The sequence below is a fragment of the Rhizobium sp. PEPV16 genome (assembly GCF_008919455.1).
In the GTDB taxonomy this organism is placed as follows: Bacteria; Pseudomonadota; Alphaproteobacteria; order Rhizobiales; family Rhizobiaceae; genus Rhizobium; species Rhizobium leguminosarum_Q.
Genome location: NZ_VSZV01000337.1, coordinates 46,580 through 70,648, shown reverse-complemented (window position 1 = coordinate 70,648; position 24,069 = coordinate 46,580). Strand labels below are relative to the sequence as shown.

Genomic DNA, 24,069 nt, shown 5'->3' with positions numbered 1-24,069 from the left:
CTTGGCGGGGTCGCAACGATTCCATGGCGAGCGCAGAGTGCCGAAGAGACGCTGCGCGGCAAGCAATTGACGCCCGAACTCGCCCTTGAAGCTGGTCGGGTCGCATTCAAGGATGCGCGCCCGGGCCAGCATAACGCCTTCAAGTCCGATTTGGGAGCCCGGGTTGTTGCCGATGCCTTGATGATTGCCGCGGAAAGGAGACCGTGATGCCGTCACAAACCTTCTCGGAAATCGCCCGCGTCGACGCCAGGGATAAGGTACAGGGCCGCACGAAGTACGCAGCCGATATCCGGCTGCCGGGTATGCTGCATGCGATGCTGGTCCCTGCCACCATCGCGAAAGGCAAGGTCACAAAAGTTGACGTCACCGCCGCGACCAAAATCCCCGGTGTCGTTCATGTCCTGTCCATCGGCGATTTTCCCTCACTTCGTCCACAAATATCGTTTCGCGGGCAGCCCATCGCACTGGTCGTCGCTGAGACGATCGAGGCCGCGATCGAGGGTGCTGAAGCCGTGTCTGCTGACTACGAAGCGGCGCCATTTCTGCCCTTGATGACCAGTCCCGGCGCACAACGCGTCCCGGCAGAAGGCTTTAATACAGGCGACGTCGACAAAGCGTTTGAAAATGCAGGCGTAATCGTCGAGGGCTCTTTCGAGACGCCAACCCAGCACCATAACCCCATGGAATTGTTCGGGACGGTCGCGGAATGGTCTAACGGGCGACTGACGGTCCATGAGGGCTGCCAGAATATTGAAGCGGCGAAGGGCGCACTCGTTAAAGCGCTAGGCCTTACTCCGGGCCAGGTTGCGGTCAAATCCGAACATGTCGGAGGAGGGTTCGGGCAGAAGTCTCCTCCCAAGCTTCAATCCGCGTTGGTTGCCCAGGCTGCCAGGCTCACAGGGCGGCCGGTTAAGCTGGTCACGCCTCGTGGGCAGCTGTTCCATATCGCCAATTACCGGCCGCGCAGTGTTCACAATATCCGTCTCGCCGCCGACGCGCAGGGGCGCTTGGACGCCATCCTCTATGATGTGGTGCAAGAAAATATCCCTGACGGCGGATTCCGCTCAAGCGGTTATCATGAGGATATCGCGCGTCTTTATGCCATCGAAAATTTTCGAGCGACGGCCGGCGATATCCATATCGACCGCCAGATGCCGCGACACACCCGCGGGACGCATCCGTTCCCTGCCGGGTTTGCGCTGGAAAGCCTGATCGACGAGATGGCTTACAAGCTCGGCAAAGATCCGGTTCAACTTCGTCTCGATCATGAAGCAAAGAAGGACATCATCGCTGGGCAGTCGCTGTCGCCGCATTTCCTGAATGACTGCCTGCGGGAAGGTGCAAGGCGCTTCGGCTGGAGCCGGCGAACACCTGAACCGGGATCGATGCGACTGGATGACGGCACGATGGTCGGATACGGTGTCGCATGCGGGATTTTTGGGGCGTCGGGGTCAGCTGCCGAGACGACACTGCGGGTACGTGCGGACGGCACGACACGGGTGATTTCGTCCGGGCATGAAATGGGCCAGGGTATCCGGACTGCGGTCGCAAACACGATCATCCAAGGGCTCGACATCAACCCCGATCGTCTAGAGATTTTGCTTGGGGATACGACTGTCGGTCCGCAGATGATGACTGTTGGTGAGCGGGGCACGGCCAGCATCATCCCTGTCACGGCGAAGGCTGTCAGGGCGTTGCGCGCCCGCTTTGATGAGCTTGCGGGACCGAACCCGCCGGCGGGCAATTTGCATGAGCAACTGGCGCGCCTGAAACGCCCTCAGATCGAAGTGGTGGTTTCGGAGCTCGCGCCCGGGCAGGACGCCTCCGCTCTTGAAGCCTTTCGAACCGGGGGTCGTGCCGGTGCAGGCCCTGAATACCCAGGTTTCACATCAATGAGTTACATCGCCCAGTTCGTCGAAATTCATATCCAACCCAGAACGGGCCGCATCCGCATGCCGCGGGTGGTCAGCATTGCCGATATCGGCCGGGTCGTCAGTCCGGTGACCGCTCGCGGGCAGATGTATGGCGGCGTTGTCTGGGGGCTCAGCACGGCGCTTCGAGAGGAGACTGACGTCGATCCGCGTTTTGCCGGCTACCTCAATGCTGATCTCGCCGACTACCTCATGGCGGTCAATGCCGACATCGGTGACGTCGACGTTGGCTTCATCGACAAACCGGACACGATGGTCAATTCGGTCGGCGTCAAGGGCATGGGCGAACTCGTCATGCTTGGCACCGCTCCTGCGATCGCCAATGCGATTTATCACGCGACGGGCAAACGCGTCAGAAAGCTGCCGATCCGCATCGAAGATGTCCTTTGAAGAAAGTCGGCCGCTAAGCGCTGCGTCATGCGGGTCCAAATGACTATTTTGTATTGGTCGACGGATCTCCTCTGTCGTTGTGGCGCTCCCATTTAGAACTTGTCCCATGGCGGCATGCGCCGGCGGATCCGTCAATGATCGAAGCAGGCACCCGCATGCTCCGGGGCATTGGTCATGATCTGCGCACGGCGCTGACGCGGCTGAAACTGCGCGTGGAACGGATGGGGGAAAGCGGTCAGAAGGACGCCTGCTCTCCGATATGGATCGGATTGAGAGCCTGCTCGTCGAGAGCCTGAATTATCTTCGAAACGACTATGCGACAGAGACAGTCGAGCTTGTCGACGTCGCAAGCATTTTGCAAACGGTCTGCAGCGAATTCGCCGTATCGGTCACGTCGTCCGATACACCGAGCCAAAGAGGCTTCTTGCCAGATGCCGGCCACTTTCCATTGCACGCGCGGTCACCAATCTTTACAACACCGCTGTTGAGTTCGCAGCCCTGGTCCCATAGTGATCCGGGCAAGCGAAAGGGAGGCGTTCGATCCCGAGGCGGCCATTTCAGATCCTTTTGGGACATGTGAGAAAATGGGTTTGGCCGAACCGCTGTGAAACTTTGATACACTTTTTTCGATGCGAACCGCGCTCTCTTCTGTAAAAATAGCTCAAGAGGTTATGCAGATGCAGAATTCATCGCATGTCGTGGTTGTCGACGATCACAGCGATATCCGGGATCTGGTTCGACAGTATCTCGAGCAGCAAGGCTACAAGGTGAGCGTGGCAGAAAGCGGCGCGGCCCTTCGACGCCTGCTCGATCGCGAGCGCCAGGTGGTGGACCTGATCATTCTCGATGTCATGATGCCGGGCGAGGACGGATTGAGCGTGTGCCGTCAGGTGCGTGCCGCGACCGACATCCCGATCATTTTCCTGACCGCATTGGTCGAAGATACCGATCGTATCATCGGACTGGAACTTGGCGCTGACGACTACGTCGTGAAACCATTCAACCCCCGCGAACTCCTGGCTCGCATCAGAGCGGTGCTTCGGCGTGCGAGCAATCCGCTGACACAGCAGCGCATGACACAGCAGCAACGGGCCGTCCGCATCGGCCAGTGGCGCGTCAACATGGGACGTCAGGAAATTTCCGGTAGCGACGGCGTTGGAATACCCTTGAGCACTGCCGAATTCCGTCTGCTGAAAGTCTTCATCGAAAGGCCCGGCCTGATCCTGAGCCGCGAACAGCTGCTTGATCTCACCGTCGGCAGGACGGCCGACATCTTCGATCGCAGCATCGACAATCAGGTGAGCCGGCTTCGCAAGAAAATCGAAGAGAACCCTAAAAATCCATCGATCATCAAAACGCATTGGGGTGGCGGCTACAGCCTGGCCGCTGAGGTAGCCTTCGAATGAACCACCTCTGGAACAGAAGCCTGGCGACGCAACTTATCGCGTTTACGCTTGCGGCTTTGATCATTTCCCAGGCGCTGACGTTTCTAATCTCCTGGAAGGAGCATTCCAAAGCTCTCGACGCTGCAGCCAAGAGCGAATTCCTCAGTCGAGCGCGCACGCTGACCCGACTGGTGGAAACCGTACCGCCCGAATATCAAAAGCAGGCTCTGCTTGCGAGCGAGACGAGGGACTCGCGTTTTTGGGTGACCGATCGTGAAGCGGAAGACCCCGCCGCCTGGCGCCTGACGGCTGCCGCCGAATTTTCCCGGCCTCTGGAGAATTTCGTGGACCTCGTCAGGATCTTTCAAGACGGCTCAGCCAGGACGCAGATCCCTGATGCGAAGAGGGTCGCAGCGTCAAACGCCGGCGAGGGGTGGCGCGTCCCAATGCAGAGCCTCTGGGCGCTCCCGCAGCCGATCAAATATGTCTATTTCGACGGCTCGCGGGGCTATGGCCTTGTCATCAAGGTCGATCACAGGACATGGCTGAACGCAGCCTTCTATATGCGACAGACTGGAGGCTGGTGGACCTCCACCTCGCTCGCCTCGCTCAGCCTGACGGCACTCATCCTGGCTCTGCTCGGCGTGTTCTTCGCCAGCCGCATATCGAGGCCGTTGCGATATCTTGCGACCTCGGCCGAAGCCTTGGGGCGGGGAGAAAACCTGCCGCCGCTTTCGGAAGAAGGACCGGAAGAGGTCCGGCGCACCGCCGAAGCCTTCAACAAGATGCAAGGCCGGCTGCACCGTTTCCTTGAAGACAGAACGAAGATGCTGGCCGCGATCGGTCACGATCTGCGAACGCCCCTGACGACCTTGAGACTGAGGACGGAGTTCGTGCAGGATCAGGAGATCCAGCGAAAAATGCTGTCGACGATCGATGAACTTCAGGGCATGACCGAGGCCGCGATTTCTTTTGCGCGTGGCGAATCGACGGAAGAGGAAACGCGCGACATCGATCTGGAAGCGCTGGTTGGAAGCATCTGTGATGACCAGTCCGATCTTGGCAAGCCTGTCAGTTTTGTCGAAGGCGTGAAAATGACCTATCGCTGCCGACCAGATGGTCTCAGACGCGCGGTGCGAAATCTCGTTGAAAACGCGGTGCGCTATGGCGGAGAGGCACGGGTCTTCATCCGGCACACGGCTGCCACCATCGACATCGTCGTCGAAGACCGTGGCCCAGGCATTCCCGACCTTATGAAGGAAAAGGTGTTCACGCCGTTTTTCCGGCTCGAGGCTTCGCGCAACCGCGATACCGGAGGGATTGGACTTGGACTGTCGATTGCGCGTGCTGCAGCAAGGCAGCATGGCGGTGACATTTCCTTCCTAACAGGAGACGGTGGTATGCAGGCCGTTCTTTCTCTGCCACGCGATGGCCGTGTGGAAACGCCTGCTGTCCCCAAGGGGCGCGACTGGAAATCCCTGCGCGGGTCGATTGGGCTCCGTGCCCCGAACCTTGCCGAGAAGCCGACAAAGCCGCGGACGCAACATTAAATTCCGGTGCCGTTGCGCCCCCAGCGCCTTATCCTCGGCATCCGGCAGCCACCATCCACGCTCATGCATATCGATCGAAAGTGCACCTCCGACAGCTATTTTCGTAGCGGTCCCGCGGTCTCTCGACTCATGCTGCGACACTTGATTACATTTTGACTCGTCTGCGGCAAAGCTCTGCGACAAGGCCGAACTAACCTTCCCCTCATCAAGCACAAGGCGCGAACAAGACGCGCGTCTTTCAATCGTCGCTTCGACGATCGTCGGTTGGCCGCCCTACGCTTCCAGCCCCCGATGGAGACCACGGGCCGATCGACCGACGCGCGATCAACATGGAAAGGAATGGTCATGGCAGATCAGAACAACAGCTACAGGCTCGAACAACACAGCATTTCGGCGATCGCCAGAGGAGTGTTGGCCGACATCATTCTGTTTGCCTCCCTCATCTCACTGACGGCCGCCATCAGCCTGGCCGGCAATTGATGGTGGTTGATACACTTGGTTACAGTTTTGGTCGCGTTCGGCACACCCGTGCGACAGAGCCGGCTTAATTTCCCGCCTATCGCGATCCTGGTGCGGCGCAAAAGGGCGCCGCCTCGCGTGAAGACCGTTCACAGCCGCGCAAAGGTGTTCGATGATGCGAGCCAAATGCTTTTCGACCGTCTATGTTGCCATGATTTTTTGCCTCCCAGCCTTGCTTTCAAGTTGCAACGCCGACGTGGCGGCACAGGAGCGGCCAGCTCGTTCGAAGCCTGAAGTCAGCGCGCAGACCCTGCATCGCCAAGCAGTGACCCTGACGACAGAATTGGCGGGCCGTACCGGTGCACAGATGGTTTCGGAGGTCCGCCCTCGCGTATCCGGCATCATTCTCAAGCAAAGTTTTGAGGAGGGCGGCTTGGTGAAAGCCGGCGACATCCTTTACGAACTTGACCCGATGCCGTTTGAGGCCTCCTATCGCAATGCCGAGGCTGCTATGCAGCGAGCCGAAAGTGCCCTCCCGAGCGCTCGAGCGCGCTCGCAGCGATATGAGAGCCTGAGTGCGAACAGCGTCGTCAGCCGCCAGGATTTCGATGAGGCACGAACACAGATGCTGCAGGCCGAGGCGGACGTCGCCGCTGCCAGGGCAGCTCTTGAAACCGCCCGCATCGAACTCGAATATGCCAAGGTCCGCGCCCCGATCAGCGGGCGTGTGGACGTTTCAAATGTCACCGAGGGTGCGCTGGTTACCGAAGATCAGGCGTCGCCAATGACGACGATCCGCCAGACGGACATCATCAATGTCGACCTTGTGCGCTCGAGCGCCAGCCTGCTCGCGCTCAACAAGGCGCTCGCGTCGCAGGATATCAAGGCACAGGAAGGCTCGGTGACCGTCGAACTCCGGCTCGAGGACGGGAGCAAATACGGCTATCCCGGAAAGTTGCAGTTCCGCAACGGCGCCGTATCGCAAACGACCGGCATGGTTCTGATGCGCGCCGTCTTTCCCAATCCGGAAGGCGCGCTCATGCCGGGGATGTATGTGCGGGCACTGGTTGAAGACGGCTATGTCGAAGATGGCGTGCTCATTCCGCAGCGCGCGGTCTCGCGCAATAGCCGTGGAGAGGCCACGGCTCGTTTCATCAGCGCCGACGGGAAGATCGAGGAACGCGTTCTGCCCGTCGAGTGCGGCATCGGCAACAATTGGTTGGTGACCGCTGGCGTCGGGGAGGGCGATCGTGTCGTCGTCGAGGGCTTCCAGAGGGCGGCGATCGGCGAAGAGGTCAAGGTCACCGCAGTGACGGTCGATAACGAGACGGGGGAGCTCGTTGCGGTCGCCGAGGCGGACCGGCCATCTGCAGAAAGACCCGCAGAGGTTTCCGTGCGGTTGCCTGACGCCGTAACGCGGTGAGGCGGCGCCATGTCGCGTTTCTTCATCAGCCGGCCGATCTTCGCATGGGTGCTTGCAATCGCCGTCATGATGACAGGCGCGATCGCCATTACAACTTTGTCCATATCGCAGTATCCGCAGATTGCTCCCACGTCGGTTCGCATCACCGCCAGCTATCCGGGCGCCGACGCGAAGACCGTGGAGGACTCGGTGACTAAGGTGATCGAGCAGGGCATGACGGGCATCGAAAATCTGGACTATGTGTCCTCAAACTCATCCTCCACCGGCGAGGCGTCGATCACATTGACCTTTACGAGTGCCTCCGACCCCGATGTCGCACAGATGCAGGTCCAGAACAATCTCCAGCTCGTCCAGGCACGGTTGCCGAGCGCGGTCCAGGACACGGGGCTGACGGTATCGAAGTCGACGTCCAGTTTCTTCCTGATCGCCTCCTTCCTGTCTGAGGACGACAGTCTGTCCGGAACGGATATCGCCGACTTTGTCGACAGCTCCCTCATGGACTCGTTGCGGCGCGTGCCAGGCATTGGCGAGGTGCAACTGCTTGGCTCCTCCCGCTATGCCATGCGCATCTGGCTTGACCCCGACCGGCTCGCCCAGCATGGGCTTATGGTCACGGATGTGACGCAAGCGATCAGAGCGCAAAACACGCAGGTGTCCGCCGGTCAATTCGGGGCTCTGCCGCAGCGGCGGGGCCAACAACTCAATGCCACCGTGACTGCGGGAAGCCGTCTCCAGAGCAAGGAGCAGTTCGAGGCAATCATCCTCGCGCGCGCTTCCGATGGCTCGGTCGTGACATTGAATGACGTTGCTGAGGTCGAACTTGGCTCCGAGAGTTATACCACGAGCGGAACCTATAGCGGTCATCCCTCCGCAGGCGTCGGCTTCCGCCTGGCGGCCGGCGCAAATGCGCTTGAAGCTGCAGAGGCGGTGCGCGCCGAGATCGAAAGCTACAGAGGTAGCTTCCCTCCAGGCGTAGAGGTCAAATATCCCCTCGACACGTCTCCTTTCGTGCGCCTGTCGATCGAGAGCGTCGTGGTGACATTGATCGAGGCAGTCATCCTCGTCTTCATCGTCATGTTCGTTTTCCTGCAGAACTTGCGCGCGACGATCATCCCGACGCTTGCGGTACCTGTGGTGCTGTTGGGGACCTTTGCTGTCATGGCTGTGTTCGGATACTCGATCAACACACTCACCATGTTCGGCATCGTTCTTGCGATCGGCCTTCTCGTTGATGACGCGATCGTCGTCGTCGAGAATGTCGAGCGGGTCATGGAAGAAGAGGGGCTCGGGCCGCGCGAGGCGACCTTGAAGTCCATGGGTGAAATCAGCGGCGCCCTGATCGGTATCACGACCGTGCTGTCGGCGGTTTTCATCCCCATGGCCTTCTTCTCTGGTTCTGTTGGAATCATCTACCGGCAGTTCTCGATCACTATCGTCTCGGCAATGGTGCTTTCCGTGCTGGTGGCCCTGGTTTTCACGCCGGCGCTCTGCGCCACGATCCTCAGACAGCCCGGATCCGGATCCGAAAAGGCCGCGCCGTTTCGCTGGTTCAATGCCGGCTTCCAGAGGTTCACCGCACTTTACCAGCGCGCCACGCTTTCGATCGTCCGCCGGATCGGCGTGGCGCTCGTCCTGTTTGCGGCGCTATCGGGCGCGACCGTCCTGCTTTTCGCGAGGTTGCCGACCGCTTTTCTGCCAGAGGAGGACCAAGGCAGACTGATGACCTCGATCCAGCTTCCGCCGGGAGCGACGGCTGACCGGACGCGGCGGGTGCTGGACCAGGTGCTCGATTACTACCTGACCAGCGAGGCAAGCTACGTCGACGGCGTATTCGGCGCTACCGGCTTCAGCTTCGGTGGCCAAGGTCAAAATGTTGCGACAGTGTTCGTCGCTTTGAAGGATTTCGATCAGCGCTCGGCACCCGAAGCCTCTGCGCAGGCGATTGCCGGACGTGCGATGGCAGCCTTCGGCGCAATTCGCGATGCGCGTGTCATTGCCTTGTCGCCACCCGCCCTGCCGGGCTTCGGAAACAATAGCGGCTTCGATTTCTTCCTGCGTGACACCGGTGGCGCCGGGCATGAGGCGCTGATGGCGGCTCGTAACCAATTTCTGAGGACAGCTGCGGCGAATGAGAGGTTGTCGGGGACCAGGCCGAACGGCCAGGAGGATACACCGCAATATTCCGTTTCGATCGATCGCGGGCGGGCGAGCGCGCTCGGCATTACGCTTTCCGATATCGATGCGACGCTGTCGACGGCTTGGGGAGGCAGCTATGTGAACGACTTCGTCGACCGCGGGCGGGTCAAACGTGTCTATGTCCAGTCTGATGCGTCTTTTCGAATGCAGCCTGCCGATTTCGACCGCTGGCATGTCCGCAACGATCGCGGGGAGATGGTGCCGATTTCGGTCTTCTCGACAGGACGGTGGGATTACGGCTCGCCACGGCTTGAGCGATACAATGGCGTGTCAGCGGTACAGCTTCAGGGCGCGGCCGCCGTAGGAATAAGCTCAGGTCAGGCGATGGCGGAGATCGACCGCATGCTGGGAGTGCTGCCTGCGGGTTTTTCGCACCAATGGACGAGCCTTTCGGCTCAGGAACGGCTTTCCGGCGATCAGGCCGTCTACCTCTATGCCATTTCCGTCGTGGTCGTCTTCCTGGCGCTTGCGGCGCTCTACGAGAGCTGGACGGTGCCATTCTCCGTCATGCTTGCCATTCCTGTCGGAGTCTTCGGGGCACTGGTTGCGGCAAGTACTTTCGGACAGGCCAATGACGTCTATTTCAAGGTCGGGCTTTTGACGACGATCGGTCTTGCGGCGAAGAACGCCATCCTGATCGTGGAATTTGCCATTACCGAGGAAGCCGGCGGGAAGGGATTGGTGGAGGCGACGCTTGAGGCCGCGCGCCAGCGGTTGCGGCCGATCCTGATGACATCCTTCGCTTTCATCCTTGGCGTCCTCCCGCTCGCCATCGCCGACGGCGCGGGTTCCGGTTCCCAAAACTCGATCGGTATAGGTGTCATGGGCGGCATGATATCGGCGACGGTCCTCGGCATATTGTTCATCCCCATGCTCTTCATCGTGACCCGGCGATTGTTCAGCCGCGGACCGCATCCCAAGCCTTACGCGGATGCGGGAGTAAGCGCTCCCGCCGAATAGGAGAGCATATCGACCGTCGGCGAGCGGCGCCCGCGAAGCCGCACTCTTCGACTTTCTTAAATACGCGCTTCGCCAAATGAGGATTACGAGCATGCAGATGGCATTTCTCCATGGCGCCGCGCCGCAATTGCTCAGCGTCCTGCGCATCATCGCCGCCACATCATTCTTCACGCATGGAATGATGAAATTGTTCGGTTGGCCGGCGCCGTTCGAATATCCGCTGAATGCGCTGCTTCTGGCGGCCGGCTTTCTTGAAGTCATCGGTGGTGTGCTTCTGGCGATTGGTCTGTTTTCTCGCCAGGTCGCTTTCCTGCTCTCCGGCCAGATGGCCTTTGCTTATTTTATTGGACACGGCTCACAAGGCTTCTTTCCCGCCCTCAACGGAGGCGAGACCGCAATGTTGTTCTGCTTCCTCTTCCTCTACATCGCCGCCGCCGGCCCGGGACCATGGAGCCTCGACGAGGTGGCTTCGAAGGCGCCTCCCGTGCAGCAGGCAGGTCCGTCTAACTGACTTTTGCGGGCGAGGTGGCGCTTGATTTATGTCATCGACGGTCCGCTAAGGTTCTCCACGGGCGAGCGCGCCCTCCGCGGATGTGCGACAGATTGATACAAAGTGCGCGATCACTGACAAATCCATCAGACAAGTTCGCGCTAGATTTCGGTCGGACCGGTCCTTCATCCCCCACAACCAAAGGACCGGCTTCCCCCGCATCGGCAGCCTGACCCCACGGTTGCCGATGCCCCTTCAAGACGAAGCAAACCTGCCGTTGCTCCGGACCTCGAGAGGATCTGATATGAACGAGATGGTGGCCATCACTCCGCTTCCTGCACCCGTCCAAGCGAGGATGTCGGACGATTCGTCAGAGATTTTGCGCTTTGCCGCTGAGTGCTTCGATCGAGGAGAGGTCGCGATCGCAACACTCGTCGACATTCGAGGCGGGGCGGCTCGCTCTTTGGGTTCGTTGGTTGCGGTCGCTGTTGACGGCAGCTACTGCGGCTATGTCTCCGGCGGCTGCGTGGAGGCTGCGGTTGCTTTCGACGCACTCCTTGCGATTGCCGAGGGTCGGGATCGGACTATGATGTTCGGCCAAGGCTCTCCCTTCTTCGACATAACCCTGCCATGCGGCGGCGGCATCACCGTTGCAATCCATGTCTTGCGCGACATTTCGGCGATCCGGCTTGTCCTCGAACGCCTGGAACGGAGGCAGCCGGTTGGCCTTCGCTATGTGCCGTCCCATCAGTCTCTCGTGGCAGTGGATCCGCCTGTTCAATCTGGTTGGTTTGAAGACGAGTTTCTGTCGGTATTCCTTCCGCGAACCCGCATCCTGATTTCGGGTCGTTCGCTCGAGGCGCGGGCCACGGCGCGCTGTGCAACGATCCTGGGCTACGATGTGATCCGGATCGAGAACGGCAATCCCCACTATGTCGCGAAAATGATTGACGCCTTCACAGCCGTGGTGCTTTTGCATCATGATCTCGAGGCTGAAGCGCCGCTACTCGGACTGGCGCTCAGCTCGCCGGCGTTCTACATCGGTGCCCTGGGCAGCATGAAAACGCACAGCAGGCGTGTCGAATTGCTGACGAGATCTGGTTTTGCCAGGACCGACATCGATCGCATCAAGGCACCGATCGGGCTGTTCGGCCCGGCGCGCGACTCAACCTCCCTTGCCCTTTCGGTGCTCGCCGACATTGCCGCGATGAGGCAAGGCATCCGTGAGTCGTAAGGCCATTGACACCAAACTCGCCCCTGTATTCGCGGGCACACCTTCTTTGCCCTGTTCGAGCGTCTGTCGGTATGGAAGCTCGCCGCGATAGAAATTGCCGATAGTCAGATCTGCTGTTCCATCTCCATCATGCTGTTGGCTGCAGGGCACGGACGAGGGATGATCCGGTCACGATTGCAGCCGGCCGACACGAACGACACCATGCGGTTGGAGTAGCGGCCGTCATAGATTGTCCAGCGGCACCCTCGGACGCCAGGCCATTACGACGCGGCAGCCCGCGCTGAGCGGGTAGCTCGGTTCTCGCAATGTCCACGTTTCAGGTTGAACTTGACCGCTTGTCGGCTAGTGATCAAGCAATGACAAGGAATCTCCTGTTTTTGTGCTGTCGCACGGATCTTGCGATCCCTCTCGAAAGTTCTTAGGTCACCCGAGGTCTTTGCATTCTGCAAATTCCGTGCTCGAGAGACCGACATGATCCTCATCCTCGCAGGCGTCAGAAAATCCTATTCCACTGCCGAGGGCCGGATTGAAATCCTGAAGGGCATCGATCTGGAAGTCGCTGCGGGGGAAAGTGTTGCGCTCACCGGAGAGTCCGGCAGTGGCAAAAGCTCATTGCTGCATCTGGCAGGCGGGCTCGACCGCGCAGACAGCGGCTCGATCGTGATGGATGGCAACGATCTGGCGCTATTTGCAGAAACCGAACGAGCCCGATACCGGAGAACGAGGGTCGGCCTGGTTTTTCAACAGTTTAACCTCATCCCATCCCTGAGCGTTGCAGCCAACATATCGTTCCACGCCAAGCTTGCAAACCGGTACGATCAGGCTTGGGAAAAGCAGTTGGTCGAGAAACTGGGGCTGGAGGAATATACCTACCGATATCCCGAGCAGCTTTCCGGAGGCCAACAGCAGCGCGTTGCCATCGGGAGAACCTTGGCTGCTCGACCCCCTCTCATCCTTGCGGACGAGCCAACCGGCAACCTGGATGAGCAGACGGGCGATGCCGTCCTCGATCTGATGCTCAATCTCGCCCGGACAGTGGGATCGGCTCTGCTTCTCGTCACTCACTCCACGAGGCTTGCTGCTCGTCTGGACCGAACGGTGGTCCTTCGCGGTGGGAAGATTGCCGAATGAACGTCGTTGCATTCGCAGCCCTGCTGTCACACTGGCGTCGGAGACCTCTCCAGCTTCTCACACTGGTCATGGGGATTGCGCTTGCGACAGCGCTCTGGTCCGGTGTTCAGGCTATCAACGCCGAGGCGAGAGCGAGCTATACCCGGGCAGCGTCAGTTCTTGAGCAAGGCAACCTCCGGCAGATCGTTGCCAAGGACGGTGACGGCATAGCGACTGAGGTCTATGGCGGCCTGCGTCGAGCGGGTCTGAATGTTTCACCCGTGATTGAGGGCAGCTACCGCTTCGGAAGCATAAGGGTCCGTTTGGTCGGCATCGAGCCTCTGACGATGCCAAGGGACACCCAGAATGCGACGATCGCCAGCGGTTCAGATCTATCGGGCTTCTTTTCAGCCAGCGGACAGTTGCTCGTGTCGAGCGCCACTGCCGAGCGGCTTCGTGGCGCCACGAACATGAGCATCAAAATCAATGGCAACGTTCCCGACGGCGCTGCCTTCGTCGATATAGCGGTCGCCGATCGATTGCTCGAGAAGCACGGAAAAATCGACCGCCTGGTGGTCGCAGGCGATCAAAAGATTTCCCCCGAAGCAATCGATCAGGCGAGATTGGCGATCCGCGATCCGGCGGAACAACCAGACGTTGCTCGCCTCACCGACAGCTTTCACCTCAACTTGACCGCCTTCGGGTTCCTATCGTTCATCGTCGGGCTCTTCATCGTGTATTCGGCCACCGGCCTGAGCTTCGAGCAGCGTCGAGGCACTTTTCGTACACTTCGATCGCTTGGTGTCTCCCTTCGAGCATTGACCACGATGCTCCTGATCGAGCTTTCGATGCTGGCGCTGATATCCGGCTTGATCGGCGTCATACTCGGCTACGTCATTGCGTGGCTTCTGATGCCGGGTGTCGCCGCGACCCTCAGGGGCCTCTATGGCGCGAGTGTGTCAGGCTCGCTTTCCATTCGGCCGGAATGGTGGTTGGCTGGACTGGCAATTGCTCTCGGAGGAACCGCTGTCTCGTCATCTCAGAGCCTGTGGCGGGTTTGGAAGCTGCCGATTTTGGCTGCCGCCCAGCCGCGGGCGTGGGCGAGACAATCCGCCGGGTTCCTTGCCTATCAGGCGGGAACCGGCGGGTTTCTGCTGATCCTGGCGGCTGCCCTTGCGATAACTGCGTCCGGGCTGGTAGCGGGCTTTGCGGTTCTTGGCTGCCTGCTTCTGGGAACGGCTCTGATACTGCCTGGACTTCTTGCGGTCATCCTGACCGCAGCGCAGCAAACGGCGCGGAGCGCCCTCATGGAATGGTTCTGGGCAGACACCCGCATACAGCTTCCCGGCCTGTCGCTGGCTTTGATGGCTCTGCTACTGGCATTGTCGGCGAACATCGGCGTCGGCACGATGGTATCCAGTTTCCGGTTGACGTTCATCGGCTGGCTGGATCAACGGCTGGCCGCCGAGCTTTACGTGACGGCCAAGGACGAGGAGGAAGCCGCACGGCTCCGTGCCTGGCTTCCGCAACGCTCGACGGCAGTCCTGCCCATCTGGAGCGTCGATGGTGAGGTGCTTGGCGAACAGATCCAGATCTTTGGTGTCGCGGACGATCCAACTTACCGAGAGCACTGGCCCTTGATCGCTTCCGACAATGACGTTTGGGATAAGGTCGCTGCCGGTCAGGGCGCTCTCATCAACGAACAGATGTGGCGTCGCGGCGCAAGTAAGATCGGCCAGCCATTGGTCATGCCTGGAGGTTGGAGTGTAACCGTTGCCGGTGTGTACTCAGACTATGGGAACCCGAATGGGCAAGTGATCGTCGGGATCAATAACCTGGTCGATCATTACCCCGATGTCCCCAAACTTCGCTACGGTGTCCGTGTGGCTCCCGAGCGAGCTCAGGATCTCAAGCGCCAGTTGGTCGAGGAGTTTGGTCTGTCGGATACCGCGATCGTTGACCAGGCTTCGCTCAAGCGACAATCGAGAGCGATCTTCGACCAGACATTCAAGGTGACGGGCGCGTTAAACGTCCTCACCCTTGCTGTGGCAGGATTTGCTATGTTCTCAAGTCTTCTGACACTGTCCGGTATTCGGCTTCCTCAACTCGCGCCGGTGTGGGCCATGGGTGTGCGGCGACGGGATCTGGCGCTTTATGAAGTTGCCCGAACACTTGCGCTCTGGTTCACAACATTTGTGGCGGCCGTCCCGGTCGGTCTTGCCCTGGCTTGGGTCCTGCTTGCGATTGTGAACGTGGAGGCCTTCGGTTGGCGATTGCCAATGACGGTGTTTCCAATGGATTGGCTTTGGCTGGGAGCAATCGCCTTCATAGCGGCATCGCTGTCGGTGCTGGTGCCGGTTCGGCGTCTGGCCTCGATTAATCCCGCGGACCTGCTGAGGATTTTCGCCAATGAACGTTAGAAAGTTGGCGTCTCTCCCGATGGCGGCAGCTATGATCTGCGTAAGCGGTCAGGCGTTCACACAGGGCTTCGCCGGATTGGGATCGGATGCGCAAGGTTTCGCGATCCCGGAGCGTGGCAATGGTCTTTCCTTCCCCGCCGACCATGGCGCTCATCCTGATTACCGCATTGAGTGGTGGTATGTGACCGCCAATCTCAACGGTGATGATGGCAAGCAATATGGTGCGCAGTGGACGCTGTTTCGCTCTGCGCTGGCTCCGGGAAACAAGACAGGTTTCGCAGATCCGCAAGTCTGGATCGGGCATGCAGCGATCACCACCCAGGGCCATCACTATGTAGCGGAGCGCTTGGGCCGGGGAGGCGTCGGGCAGGCGGGCGTTCAGGCAACGCCATTTCGCGCGTGGATAGACGACTGGCGGATGGAGGACACCGAGCAAAGCGGCTCGGACACCTTTGGCAACCTTTCAGCCTTCGCCGGCGGGCCGGACTTCAGCTATACCTTAGACCTCAAGGCCAACGGGCCACTCGTTCTCCAAGGTGACAAAGGCTTTTCGGTAAAGTCGGCGAACGGACAGGCGAGCTACTACTACTCGCAGCCTTTTTATGAGGTGGCGGGGACGATCACGACGTCCGGATCGCCGGTTAAGGTCACCGGCAAAGCTTGGCTGGACCGGGAGTGGTCGTCGCAACCACTTGCGTCCAATCAGACGGGCTGGGACTGGTTCTCACTCCACCTGAATTCCGGCGAGAAGCTGATGGCTTTTCGCCTTCGTGACGACAAGAACGGGTTCATCTCAGCGAACTGGATATCGGCGGACGGGCGAACGACACTTCTGTCGAAAGACGACATCCAACTGGAGCCAACTCGGAACGCAACCGTCGATGGCCGCCAAATGCCGGTAGAGTGGCGTATACGCGTGCCGGGTAAGTCGCTCGATATCACGACCAAACCGTTGAACGACCAGTCCTGGATGGCGACCTCGACGCCCTATTGGGAGGGGCCGATCAACTTCACTGGCTCTACGTCAGGTGTCGGATATCTTGAGATGACCGGGTACTAGATGTTTGATCCCAGGCTTTGATGGAGCGGATCGAAGGTGAAGCGCTCGGGTTGTGAAGCCCATGCTTTGCAAATGAACTCGTAGGGTGTGAGGCCCTTGAGCGTCTTGAGTCTGCGGCCAAAGTTATAAGGAGCGACAAAGTCGGCGAGGTGCTCGCGGAGTTGATGGTGGCTTTCATAGTAGAAGCGCCTGACGGTGGCATCCTTGATGGTGCGGTTCATCCTCTCGACTTGACCGTTGGTCCACGGATGCTTCGGCTTGGTCGTGCGGTGCTCGATATCGCTGGTGGCGCAGGTGTATTCGAAGGCATGGGCCTAGCGTTCGCCATTGGCGATCGCATCTTTGATCAGTGGCACAGCCGACCCTCCAGCGCCGGGCCCGATGAACTGGATCCCGTGAACACGGTGTGGATCTTGTAGACCGTCGATCATCTAAGACCTCAGGATTTCAACCGTCGCGCGTCGTGCGGGAGAGATCATCAGCCGGATCACTTCTCGTTCAAAAAATGTTGCGATGCAAAATCCGGAGAGCCTCTTTTATCGGGTTCTCGCCACCCCTTATTGTGCACGTGCGAACAGATCGCTTCTGCAACCCGCCGGATGAGAGATTTTCCCGCTCCGACGTCCGGCCAGAAAGAGGATCCGAATATGGGTGATCTCCTGAAAGGTATCTCCAGTTTTCGCGGCGCCGTATTCCCGACCCATTCGGCACTTTACCGCAAACTCGCTCGCGAAGGTCAGCAGCCCCATGCCCTGATGATATCTTGCGCCGACAGCCGCGTGATGCCGGAAACGATAACGCAGTCCGGCCCCGGCGATCTCTTCGTCTGCCGCAATGCAGGCAATATCGTTCCCCCCTTCTCGACCCTCAATGGTGGGGTCTCTTCCGCGATCGAATACGCCATTCTGGCGCTCGGCGTCAGTGACATTGTCGTCTGCGGTCACTCTGATTGCGGAGCGATGAAAGGGCTGTGCCATCCGGAAATGCTTGAGCCGATGCCCAATGTCGCAGCCTGGCTGCGCCACAGCCACGCCGCCTATTCGGTCGTATGCCAGGCCTATCCCGACGACCTTTCCGACGCTGAGCGTGTGCGTGCAGTAGCGATGGAAAATGTTGTCGTACAGATTGACCACCTGAAGACCCATCCATCAGTGGCGGCAAAGCTCGCGACCAGCGAAATCACACTCCACGGCTGGTTCTTCGACATCGAGACGGGTGAGGTCCAGGTCTATGACGGAGCATTGGCAGCATTTACCGAGGTGAGGGAGAATGAGCCGCTGCCAGTCGCTGTTACGGGGCGTGATCGCCCGCATGTCATGCCGCGCGTCGCGGCTACGCTCGCCGGAGAATAGTGCCATGATAAACAACGGCTCTGCCTTGTCGCGCGACCTCGCTTCTTCTGTGGTCGTTTTTCTTGTCGCCATTCCACTTTGCCTGGGAATTGCGATCGCCTCCGGAGTGCCCGCAGCCATGGGCCTGATCTCCGGTATTGTCGGCGGCTTGGCCGTCGGCCTTCTCGCTGGCTCACCTCTTCAGGTCTCCGGGCCGGCCGCCGGTCTAGCCGTCATCGTCTTCGGCTTCGTCGAACAGCATGGCATTGCCATGCTCGGTCCTGTGCTGCTCGTTGTCGGACTTCTGCAGATCGTGGCGGGGTTCCTGAGAATTGGCTCCTGGTTCAGAGCGATTTCTCCGGCGGTGGTTCATGGGATGCTGGCTGGCATCGGCATTTTGATCATCCTGGGACAGATCCATGTTCTCATGGGTGCCAAGCCCGCAGCAGGTGGCATAGAGAATGTCACCGCCATCGACGAGAGCGTCAGGCGGTTAACAGGCCCCAATGTCACCAACGAGGCCCTCGCACTGTTGGTCGGCCTTATCGCTCTCCTTGCGATGGTGTGTTGGGAGAAATTCCGCCCGAGATCACTGTCGCTGGTCCCGGGAGCTCTTGTCGGTGTTGCTGCCGCTACAATCTTGACAACCACGCTTGCACTCCCGATCGCCCGCGTGGACGTGCCCGCCTCTCTAGTTGACAGCATATCCTTTCCGACGGCCGGGAATATGGCCCAGCTTGTGCAGCCGGGCATTATTTTAATGACGTTGATGATTGCCGTCATTGCAAGCGCCGAAACGCTTCTTTCCGCGGCCGCCGTCGACCGAATGCACGATGGAGAACGTACCCGCTTCAACAAGGAACTATTCGCCCAAGGCGTCGGTAACGGCCTTTGTGGATTGCTCGGGGCATTGCCGATCACCGGTGTCATTGTTCGATCATCGGCCAATATCCAGGCCGGAGCTCGCACGCGCACCTCGGCAATATTACATGGCGTTTGGATCCTGGCGTTGGTGGCGCTTTTACCGGGCGTGTTGGGAATGGTGCCGTTGACGGCGCTTGCCGCCGTACTGCTCGTCACTGGCTGGAGGCTGATCAGTCTCCAGCATGTGCGTCACTTGTTCGAACACCATGGTCTCGTACCGGTCGGAATCTGGGCAGTGACGGTGGCAATGGTCGTCCTTCAGGATTTGCTGGTTGGCGTGGCGCTCGGCCTTGCGCTGTCGATTCTGGAAATTCTCCCCTATCTGCGCCGAAAGCTTGTGATCAGGCATGCTGAGATCGACGACGAAATTCATGTCCGTTTGCGCGGAGCGGTCACCTGCAAAGACGTGCCGGCGCTACTCAGCACGTTCGAAGGGCTACCCGACGGCCGCAAAGTCAATATCATCGGCAAACACCTGTTTTATATGGATCACACCAGCGCTGAGACGATTAGCGAATGGCTCCGGCGCGAGACAAAATCTGGCCGAATCGTCGAGATCCACCCGCCCCGGGCCGCCGCCCGTCATCCCCGCCTCAAGCCGCTGTTTGACCGATTCTCAGCCGAAGCCGCCTGAACCTGCGAGGAGGGCAACTCCATTGCTCTCCCGCCGCTCATCCCTAAACGCAGACGTCGTCAGCCGGACGAAGATATCTGACAGCGGTACACGCTTTGTTCGGTGCTAGCTGTAGCTAGCTCCGCAGGTGCAAGACGCGATTACCACCTTTTGAATCAGCTGGCGGGCGATCGATATCCAGGTCTTGTCGACTGGATTCTCCCGCATGGACAGCATGGTCCTGACCGCCGCGATTGCGCTTGTCAGAAGACCGCCGTTGAGCGGTCGTCCGGTGGTGGTTGCCGGAAGGGCCTCCAACTGTCGGGCCAGGGCGGTCCTGCACGAGGCGTTCGATGTCGGCGTCCCTAAATCGCGCGATATGGTTGAAATCGAAGCCGAGAAAGGTAGATCGAAAGTTCTCCCACTTGGCCAGGATTGTGCGCCGGCTCAAACCGGATTGAAAGCCTTCCAGGCAAAGCTTTTCGAATAGGCGGTTGTCATTGTCGACGGGAAAGCCCCACTCTTTATCGTGATAGGCCATGAATTCCGGAGCGGCAGCACACCAAAGGCAGCGCGGCTGCCCGTCCGGGCCCGGGATCGTCGCGCTCATACCTCAAACCTTGAGAAAAGCCAGGCGGTCATCTGTGCGGCCGGGTGCGATTTCGAGGATGTCGGCGGTAACGACATCTTCCACAACAAAGGGGTCTTGCCGAACGCGTGTTTCCAGATCGGCGCGGGAGGTATTATGGGCGAAAACCGCCCCGCCTGCGCTTGGCTGAACGCTTCCGCTAAGGAGGAAAATGCCCTCGTCGAAGCCTGTTTTGACCCAGGCATTGTGCCCTTCCATCAAAGCAGGCGCTTTGGCCTTGTTGGCAGAGAATTTGAGTGTAACGACGAACATAGGCGACCCCTCATGAATTCTGGACGGAAACGGTTTCTACTTGGGTGATGACGTGCGCTGCGCTGCCAGCCATTGGCACATGTCTTCAACCTCACGGTGCACGAACGCCTCATCGCGAAACGCGGTCGCGAGCGCGGCCACACCTTGGCTGCGCATGAGAATGTGCATGGCGAGTTCATCGGCGCCGGTGTCGTGGCCGATGGCTCTAAACTGGCGCGACAGCCAGTCGCGGAACAAAGTGAACAGTTCAGCCGCTCTGTTCTTGGCAACATGATCGAGCTTGGCGAGTTCATTGCATAGCGTTCCGACGGGGCAGCCATGGGCCATGATCTTTGCCTGGTTCATGATGAGGATGTTGATGAAGCTGCTGATGCGGTCGGTCGGCGTTTTCCCCTCAACCTCCCACGCATCGAGCATCGCCCTTGTCTTTGAAAGGCGATGGGCGATCACGGCTTCGAGAAGCTCGTCCTTGGTCTTGAAGTGATAGTAGAAGTTTCCACGCGAAAGCCCCACGACCGCCGCGATGTCTGCGAAGGACGTCGCCTCGAAACCTCGCTCGTAGAAGAGCTTGTCGGCTGCTTCAACAATCTGCTGTCGCGTAGTCGTGGTGACCAAATTCCGGCTCCTTTGAATGCGCTTTGCCGAAAGCGCCCTCACTTTTTTAGGACGATTGACCCAGAGCCATTTAGGACATTTGACCTACAAAGATCAAGATTTTTTTGGAGCGGAATCCATAGTTGCGAGAGTATAGCTGTTGAACAGCTTAGCCGATTGACGCTCCCCTTGGGAGCAGCACGTTGAAGATTGTGGTGGCTAGAACAGGATGATTTTAGGCCGGGTCGGCCTAAAATCTGAATCCTGTTCTACATTATATAGTTAGAGCATGATGTCGTCCGAAAACCGCTCACACTTTTCGGCATCATGCTCTAGACGCGGACGATTATCTGCGGCTGCGCTTGTCTGCCCGCGGGCATGTTATGCCGGTGTCCCCGGCCGGTTCCGTTACCCGCTCTACCAGGCTTCGACCGTCGCTGGAATTGTGAGGACTGGATGACAATTTATTTCTGAAGCGGTTCTTCAGGCTTCAATGAGTATTCAACTGTTCGAGATGGGCCGAGTTGGCCATTCGCTGCGAAGTTTGACCAAGGGATCAAGTGCGATCCTGCCGCCGCCGTACACCACAAGGGTCAGCGCCATGGCGGCCCATGGAAGATGGAAGTTGGCCCAGCCGTCCGGAATAGTGAGCTGGATCACTGCCGTCATCGCGAGCAGGCCAAGAGCCGCATAGCGGGTGAAAAGGCCCAGGACCAGCAGGACGGGCAGGGCAAGTTCGGCAATCCCGGCCGCGGCCGCCATCGCCAACGGCATAGGGTAGGAGAATTGGCTGCCGAAGATGTGCAGCTTGAATTCCTGTTCGAACAGAAATCTGGCGCCGGTCGAGAGGGTCAGGAAGCCGTCCCACTTCGTCAGCCCCGATTTGAAGAACGGGATTGCCAGGCCGATGCGCAGCGCCAGCAACGGCAGTGACTGTGGAATTAATGCGAGCAGGTGTTCGGCGCGATGGTGAAGCGAGACGAGTGCTACGCCGAGACCGCGGGAGGAAGCACGTTCGATGGTCATGGAAGTTCTCCTTCAACAGGTTCAAAGGCGCTGAATACGCCAAGGCCGATCAGACCGATCAAAGCCGATCCGAAATCGAAATCGGGCGCGGCGGCGAATGCCGTCTGCGCCGCCTCGCCGAGGGTCGCCCCCTCAAGGAGGGAGGCCGCAAACGCCGCGTCCCGTGGAGGTAGGACATGTACCTCGACGTGCATTGCCGGCCGCACGACCAGCACCGCTTCGGGATGCCACTCGGCTACCGTTGCCACGGTCTCGCTCTGGTGGGCGCTCCAGATGGCGCCGGCCGGAAAGTCCGACCGCACGAGCCGGGCCGAGGGATGCGGAACGAGCGCCATGTCGGAAATTCGTTCTGGCGCCACGCTGGCAAGTGCGGTGACGTCGAGCGGTAGGCTATCCGCCGCATGATAGGCCCGCGTCCAGGCAGCCTCGATCCGGGCGATATCGGGAAGGTAAGGGAGAGAAGCCGCGGGCGGAAACACTGCGACGAAATCCGGGAAATCATCGCCATAGTGCATGATCAGCGGTGAGGCCGGCTTATGATCTGCGGCATAAGCACGGGCCATGCCGGCGAAGAAGTCGGAGCCGACGAGCCGCTTCGTCACCGGAAAGCGCTGTCCGAGTGCCGTCGTCAGCCCGACATAGACATTGTTGCGGTAGACGGCGAAGCGCGATGAATCGGTCACGCCGCGGGCGGTAGTGATGCCTTGCGGAGGCGGCCAATCCGGATGCAGCAGGGCGGCCGCGAAGGCATCCTGGCTTTCGGTGAGACCCATGGTCATGCCGCCCGGGTGGCGCCGCGATCCAGGACCGCGGCGGCCAGCATGGCATCGGCGCGAACTGCTTCGGCGTGAAGGGTGGCAAAATCCGGGACGTCGTTGTCCCACTCGATCAATGTCGGCAGGGGGGCTCTCCGGGACAACGTGTGTCGGTAGAGCTCCACAACATCGGTTCTGACGGTGCTGCCATGGGCGTCGATCAGCAGCCGGTCACCCACGCTGTCGACGGTTTCGTCATAGCCGGCTAGGTGGATTTCACCAACCAGTTCGATCGGGAAACGGTTGATATAGGCGACCGGATCGAGATGGTGGTTTACAGCCGAAACCATGACATTGTTGACATCGAGCAGCAGCCCGCATTCGGTTCGGCTTACGATTTCGGCCAGGAAATCCACTTCGTCTATGGTGCTCTCGGAAAACAACAGGTAGGTCGAGGGGTTTTCGAGCAACATTTGCCGGCCGAGCCATTGTTGGGTCTCATCGACATGGTCGACGACCCGAGCCAAGGTTTCGGGCGTATAGGGCAACGGCAGGAGGTCGTTGAGGAATCCGGTCTCGTGGGTCGACCAGGCCAGATGTTCCGAAAAGCTCTGTGGCCGGTAACGGTCGATGAGGCCGCGAAGCCGCTTCAGATGTTCTCTGTCGAGGTCGCGCGCTGCACCGATCGACAGGCCTACGCCATGGAGCGAGAGCGGATAGAGATCGGCGACGGCCTCGAGATAGCGGTGCGGCGGCCCGCCAGCACCCATGTAGTTTTCGGCATGAATCTCGAAAAAGCCGACATCCGGCCTATTGGCGAGAATGGTTTCGTAATGCTCCGGCTTGAGGCTGAGGCCGGCGCGTGGCGGCAAGGCAGTGGCGCGGCTTGCGGAAGTGGTCATTGCTGTTCTCCCTGTATCGACGGATAAGTCGGAGGCCCGGCCAAACCGGGCCTCCGGGTCGGGGTCAACCCTTCATGGGCTCCAGCATGCCTTTATGGCCATTGACATTCATCGAGGTGCAGGTGCCGGCGGGGACGGCCTTCCAGGCATTTCCCTGATAGTCGACCGTCGAGGTGCCTGCGCAGGTGGTGCCGGGGCCGGCGGCGCAATCGTTCTGACCCTTCAGTGCGATGCCATAGCATTTCTCGTTGCCGACCATCTTTTCCGGCGCCAGCGGTGCGGCGAAGGAAACGGATGCGATTGCCGATGCGAGCGAGCCGGCGAGGGCGAGGGTGAGCGTGGAACGGTTCATGGATGATCTCCTCTTGAAGTCCGCAGGCCGGTGATCGGCTGCGTAACCACCTATTCGATGGTA

19 protein-coding genes and 3 pseudogenes are annotated in these 24,069 nt (G+C 59.6%); 14 read left to right on the top strand and 8 right to left on the bottom strand.

Annotation, left to right across the window (positions count from 1 at the left end; translation table 11 throughout):
* The 12 genes and pseudogenes from FY112_RS25245 to FY112_RS25190 all read left to right on the top strand — a co-directional run.
* Positions 1-207, top strand: a pseudogene (locus FY112_RS25245) (xanthine dehydrogenase family protein subunit M); the annotation flags it as partial.
* Positions 207-2,321 carry a xanthine dehydrogenase family protein molybdopterin-binding subunit gene (locus FY112_RS25240; RefSeq protein WP_151519541.1) on the top strand — a complete coding sequence of 705 codons (2,115 nt, stop codon included), beginning with the start codon at positions 207-209 and terminating at the stop codon, positions 2,319-2,321. The pseudogene FY112_RS25245 and the gene FY112_RS25240, both read left to right, overlap by 1 nt.
* 677 nt (positions 2,322-2,998) lie before the next feature.
* Positions 2,999-3,727: a response regulator gene (locus tag FY112_RS25230; RefSeq protein WP_151519543.1), complete on the top strand. Its 729-nt coding sequence runs from the start codon at positions 2,999-3,001 to the stop codon at positions 3,725-3,727.
* Positions 3,724-5,256 (top strand): ATP-binding protein, encoded by a 1,533-nt coding sequence (locus FY112_RS25225; RefSeq protein ID WP_151519540.1) that lies wholly within the window; start codon positions 3,724-3,726, stop codon positions 5,254-5,256. Before FY112_RS25230 ends, FY112_RS25225 begins: the two co-directional genes overlap by 4 nt.
* Positions 5,257-5,601: 345 nt before the next feature.
* Positions 5,602-5,736, top strand: coding sequence for a hypothetical protein (locus tag FY112_RS38495; protein ID WP_260683774.1), 135 nt, complete (start codon positions 5,602-5,604; stop codon positions 5,734-5,736).
* A 151-nt stretch (positions 5,737-5,887) separates the two neighbouring features.
* The gene (locus FY112_RS25220; protein WP_151519539.1) at positions 5,888-7,138 is read left to right on the top strand and encodes an efflux RND transporter periplasmic adaptor subunit; all 1,251 of its coding nucleotides are present in this window, start codon (positions 5,888-5,890) and stop codon (positions 7,136-7,138) included.
* 9 nt (positions 7,139-7,147) lie between these two features.
* Positions 7,148-10,294, top strand: coding sequence for an efflux RND transporter permease subunit (locus FY112_RS25215; RefSeq protein WP_151519538.1), 3,147 nt, complete (start codon positions 7,148-7,150; stop codon positions 10,292-10,294).
* Between the two features lie 91 nt (positions 10,295-10,385).
* Entirely contained in the window at positions 10,386-10,805 is a 420-nt protein-coding gene (locus FY112_RS25210) for a DoxX family protein (protein WP_131641874.1), read from the top strand.
* A 283-nt stretch (positions 10,806-11,088) separates the two neighbouring features.
* Entirely contained in the window at positions 11,089-12,018 is a 930-nt protein-coding gene (locus tag FY112_RS25205) for an XdhC family protein (protein WP_151519537.1), read from the top strand.
* Between the two features lie 471 nt (positions 12,019-12,489).
* A complete protein-coding gene (locus tag FY112_RS25200) occupies positions 12,490-13,149 on the top strand; it encodes an ABC transporter ATP-binding protein (protein ID WP_151519536.1) in 660 nt (219 codons plus the stop codon).
* Positions 13,146-15,548: an ABC transporter permease gene (locus FY112_RS25195; protein ID WP_151519535.1), complete on the top strand. Its 2,403-nt coding sequence runs from the start codon at positions 13,146-13,148 to the stop codon at positions 15,546-15,548. The genes FY112_RS25200 and FY112_RS25195 overlap by 4 nt, the downstream gene beginning before the upstream one ends.
* A complete protein-coding gene (locus FY112_RS25190) occupies positions 15,538-16,608 on the top strand; it encodes a lipocalin-like domain-containing protein (RefSeq protein ID WP_151519534.1) in 1,071 nt (356 codons plus the stop codon). Before FY112_RS25195 ends, FY112_RS25190 begins: the two co-directional genes overlap by 11 nt.
* On the opposite strand, the pseudogene FY112_RS25185 reads toward FY112_RS25190, so the two are convergent.
* Positions 16,605-16,889: pseudogene (locus tag FY112_RS25185) on the bottom strand (integrase core domain-containing protein); the annotation flags it as partial. The gene FY112_RS25190 and the pseudogene FY112_RS25185 sit on opposite strands and share 4 nt — an antisense overlap.
* Before the next feature lie 366 nt (positions 16,890-17,255).
* Here FY112_RS25185 and FY112_RS25180 point away from each other — a divergent pair.
* A complete protein-coding gene (locus FY112_RS25180) occupies positions 17,256-17,960 on the top strand; it encodes a carbonic anhydrase (RefSeq protein WP_151519533.1) in 705 nt (234 codons plus the stop codon).
* A 4-nt stretch (positions 17,961-17,964) separates the two neighbouring features.
* Positions 17,965-19,497 carry a SulP family inorganic anion transporter gene (locus tag FY112_RS25175; RefSeq protein WP_151519532.1) on the top strand — a complete coding sequence of 511 codons (1,533 nt, stop codon included), beginning with the start codon at positions 17,965-17,967 and terminating at the stop codon, positions 19,495-19,497.
* Between the two features lie 313 nt (positions 19,498-19,810).
* Here the strand turns inward: FY112_RS25175 and FY112_RS25170 are convergent.
* From FY112_RS25170 to FY112_RS25140, 7 genes and pseudogenes are all read right to left on the bottom strand, one after another.
* Positions 19,811-20,086 (bottom strand): annotated as a pseudogene (locus FY112_RS25170) (DNA-3-methyladenine glycosylase I); the annotation flags it as partial.
* Positions 20,087-20,089: 3 nt separating this feature from the next.
* On the bottom strand, positions 20,090-20,377 hold the full coding sequence (locus FY112_RS25165; RefSeq protein ID WP_151519531.1) for a hypothetical protein: 288 nt from the start codon (positions 20,375-20,377) through the stop codon (positions 20,090-20,092).
* A 36-nt stretch (positions 20,378-20,413) separates the two neighbouring features.
* Entirely contained in the window at positions 20,414-20,992 is a 579-nt protein-coding gene (locus tag FY112_RS25160) for a TetR/AcrR family transcriptional regulator (RefSeq protein ID WP_151519530.1), read from the bottom strand.
* Positions 20,993-21,472: 480 nt separating this feature from the next.
* Complete coding sequence (locus FY112_RS25155; RefSeq protein ID WP_131645196.1) at positions 21,473-21,997, bottom strand: DoxX family protein; 525 nt, start codon at positions 21,995-21,997, stop codon at positions 21,473-21,475.
* Positions 21,994-22,776: a putative DNA-binding domain-containing protein gene (locus FY112_RS25150; RefSeq protein ID WP_094087525.1), complete on the bottom strand. Its 783-nt coding sequence runs from the start codon at positions 22,774-22,776 to the stop codon at positions 21,994-21,996. The genes FY112_RS25155 and FY112_RS25150 overlap by 4 nt, the downstream gene beginning before the upstream one ends.
* Positions 22,773-23,654 (bottom strand): DUF692 domain-containing protein, encoded by an 882-nt coding sequence (locus FY112_RS25145; protein ID WP_094087526.1) that lies wholly within the window; start codon positions 23,652-23,654, stop codon positions 22,773-22,775. Before FY112_RS25145 ends, FY112_RS25150 begins: the two co-directional genes overlap by 4 nt.
* Before the next feature lie 64 nt (positions 23,655-23,718).
* Positions 23,719-24,006, bottom strand: coding sequence for a DUF2282 domain-containing protein (locus FY112_RS25140; RefSeq protein ID WP_017961871.1), 288 nt, complete (start codon positions 24,004-24,006; stop codon positions 23,719-23,721).
* Between the last annotated feature and the right edge of the window lie 63 nt (positions 24,007-24,069).

What these genes read in the sequence shown, in the direction of transcription:
- FY112_RS25240 (WP_151519541.1), top strand. Translation starts at nt 207, where the DNA reads ATGCCGTCACAAACCTTCTCGGAAATCGCCCGCGTCGACGCCAGGGAT.
- FY112_RS25230 (WP_151519543.1), top strand. Translation starts at nt 2,999, where the DNA reads ATGCAGAATTCATCGCATGTCGTGGTTGTCGACGATCACAGCGATATC.
- FY112_RS25225 (WP_151519540.1), top strand. Translation starts at nt 3,724, where the DNA reads ATGAACCACCTCTGGAACAGAAGCCTGGCGACGCAACTTATCGCGTTT.
- FY112_RS38495 (WP_260683774.1), top strand. Translation starts at nt 5,602, where the DNA reads ATGGCAGATCAGAACAACAGCTACAGGCTCGAACAACACAGCATTTCG.
- FY112_RS25220 (WP_151519539.1), top strand. Translation starts at nt 5,888, where the DNA reads ATGATGCGAGCCAAATGCTTTTCGACCGTCTATGTTGCCATGATTTTT.
- FY112_RS25215 (WP_151519538.1), top strand. Translation starts at nt 7,148, where the DNA reads ATGTCGCGTTTCTTCATCAGCCGGCCGATCTTCGCATGGGTGCTTGCA.
- FY112_RS25210 (WP_131641874.1), top strand. Translation starts at nt 10,386, where the DNA reads ATGCAGATGGCATTTCTCCATGGCGCCGCGCCGCAATTGCTCAGCGTC.
- FY112_RS25205 (WP_151519537.1), top strand. Translation starts at nt 11,089, where the DNA reads ATGAACGAGATGGTGGCCATCACTCCGCTTCCTGCACCCGTCCAAGCG.
- FY112_RS25200 (WP_151519536.1), top strand. Translation starts at nt 12,490, where the DNA reads ATGATCCTCATCCTCGCAGGCGTCAGAAAATCCTATTCCACTGCCGAG.
- FY112_RS25195 (WP_151519535.1), top strand. Translation starts at nt 13,146, where the DNA reads ATGAACGTCGTTGCATTCGCAGCCCTGCTGTCACACTGGCGTCGGAGA.
- FY112_RS25190 (WP_151519534.1), top strand. Translation starts at nt 15,538, where the DNA reads ATGAACGTTAGAAAGTTGGCGTCTCTCCCGATGGCGGCAGCTATGATC.
- FY112_RS25180 (WP_151519533.1), top strand. Translation starts at nt 17,256, where the DNA reads ATGGGTGATCTCCTGAAAGGTATCTCCAGTTTTCGCGGCGCCGTATTC.
- FY112_RS25175 (WP_151519532.1), top strand. Translation starts at nt 17,965, where the DNA reads ATGATAAACAACGGCTCTGCCTTGTCGCGCGACCTCGCTTCTTCTGTG.
- FY112_RS25165 (WP_151519531.1), bottom strand. Translation starts at nt 20,377, where the DNA reads ATGTTCGTCGTTACACTCAAATTCTCTGCCAACAAGGCCAAAGCGCCT.
- FY112_RS25155 (WP_131645196.1), bottom strand. Translation starts at nt 21,997, where the DNA reads ATGACCATCGAACGTGCTTCCTCCCGCGGTCTCGGCGTAGCACTCGTC.
- FY112_RS25150 (WP_094087525.1), bottom strand. Translation starts at nt 22,776, where the DNA reads ATGACCATGGGTCTCACCGAAAGCCAGGATGCCTTCGCGGCCGCCCTG.
- FY112_RS25145 (WP_094087526.1), bottom strand. Translation starts at nt 23,654, where the DNA reads ATGACCACTTCCGCAAGCCGCGCCACTGCCTTGCCGCCACGCGCCGGC.
- FY112_RS25140 (WP_017961871.1), bottom strand. Translation starts at nt 24,006, where the DNA reads ATGAACCGTTCCACGCTCACCCTCGCCCTCGCCGGCTCGCTCGCATCG.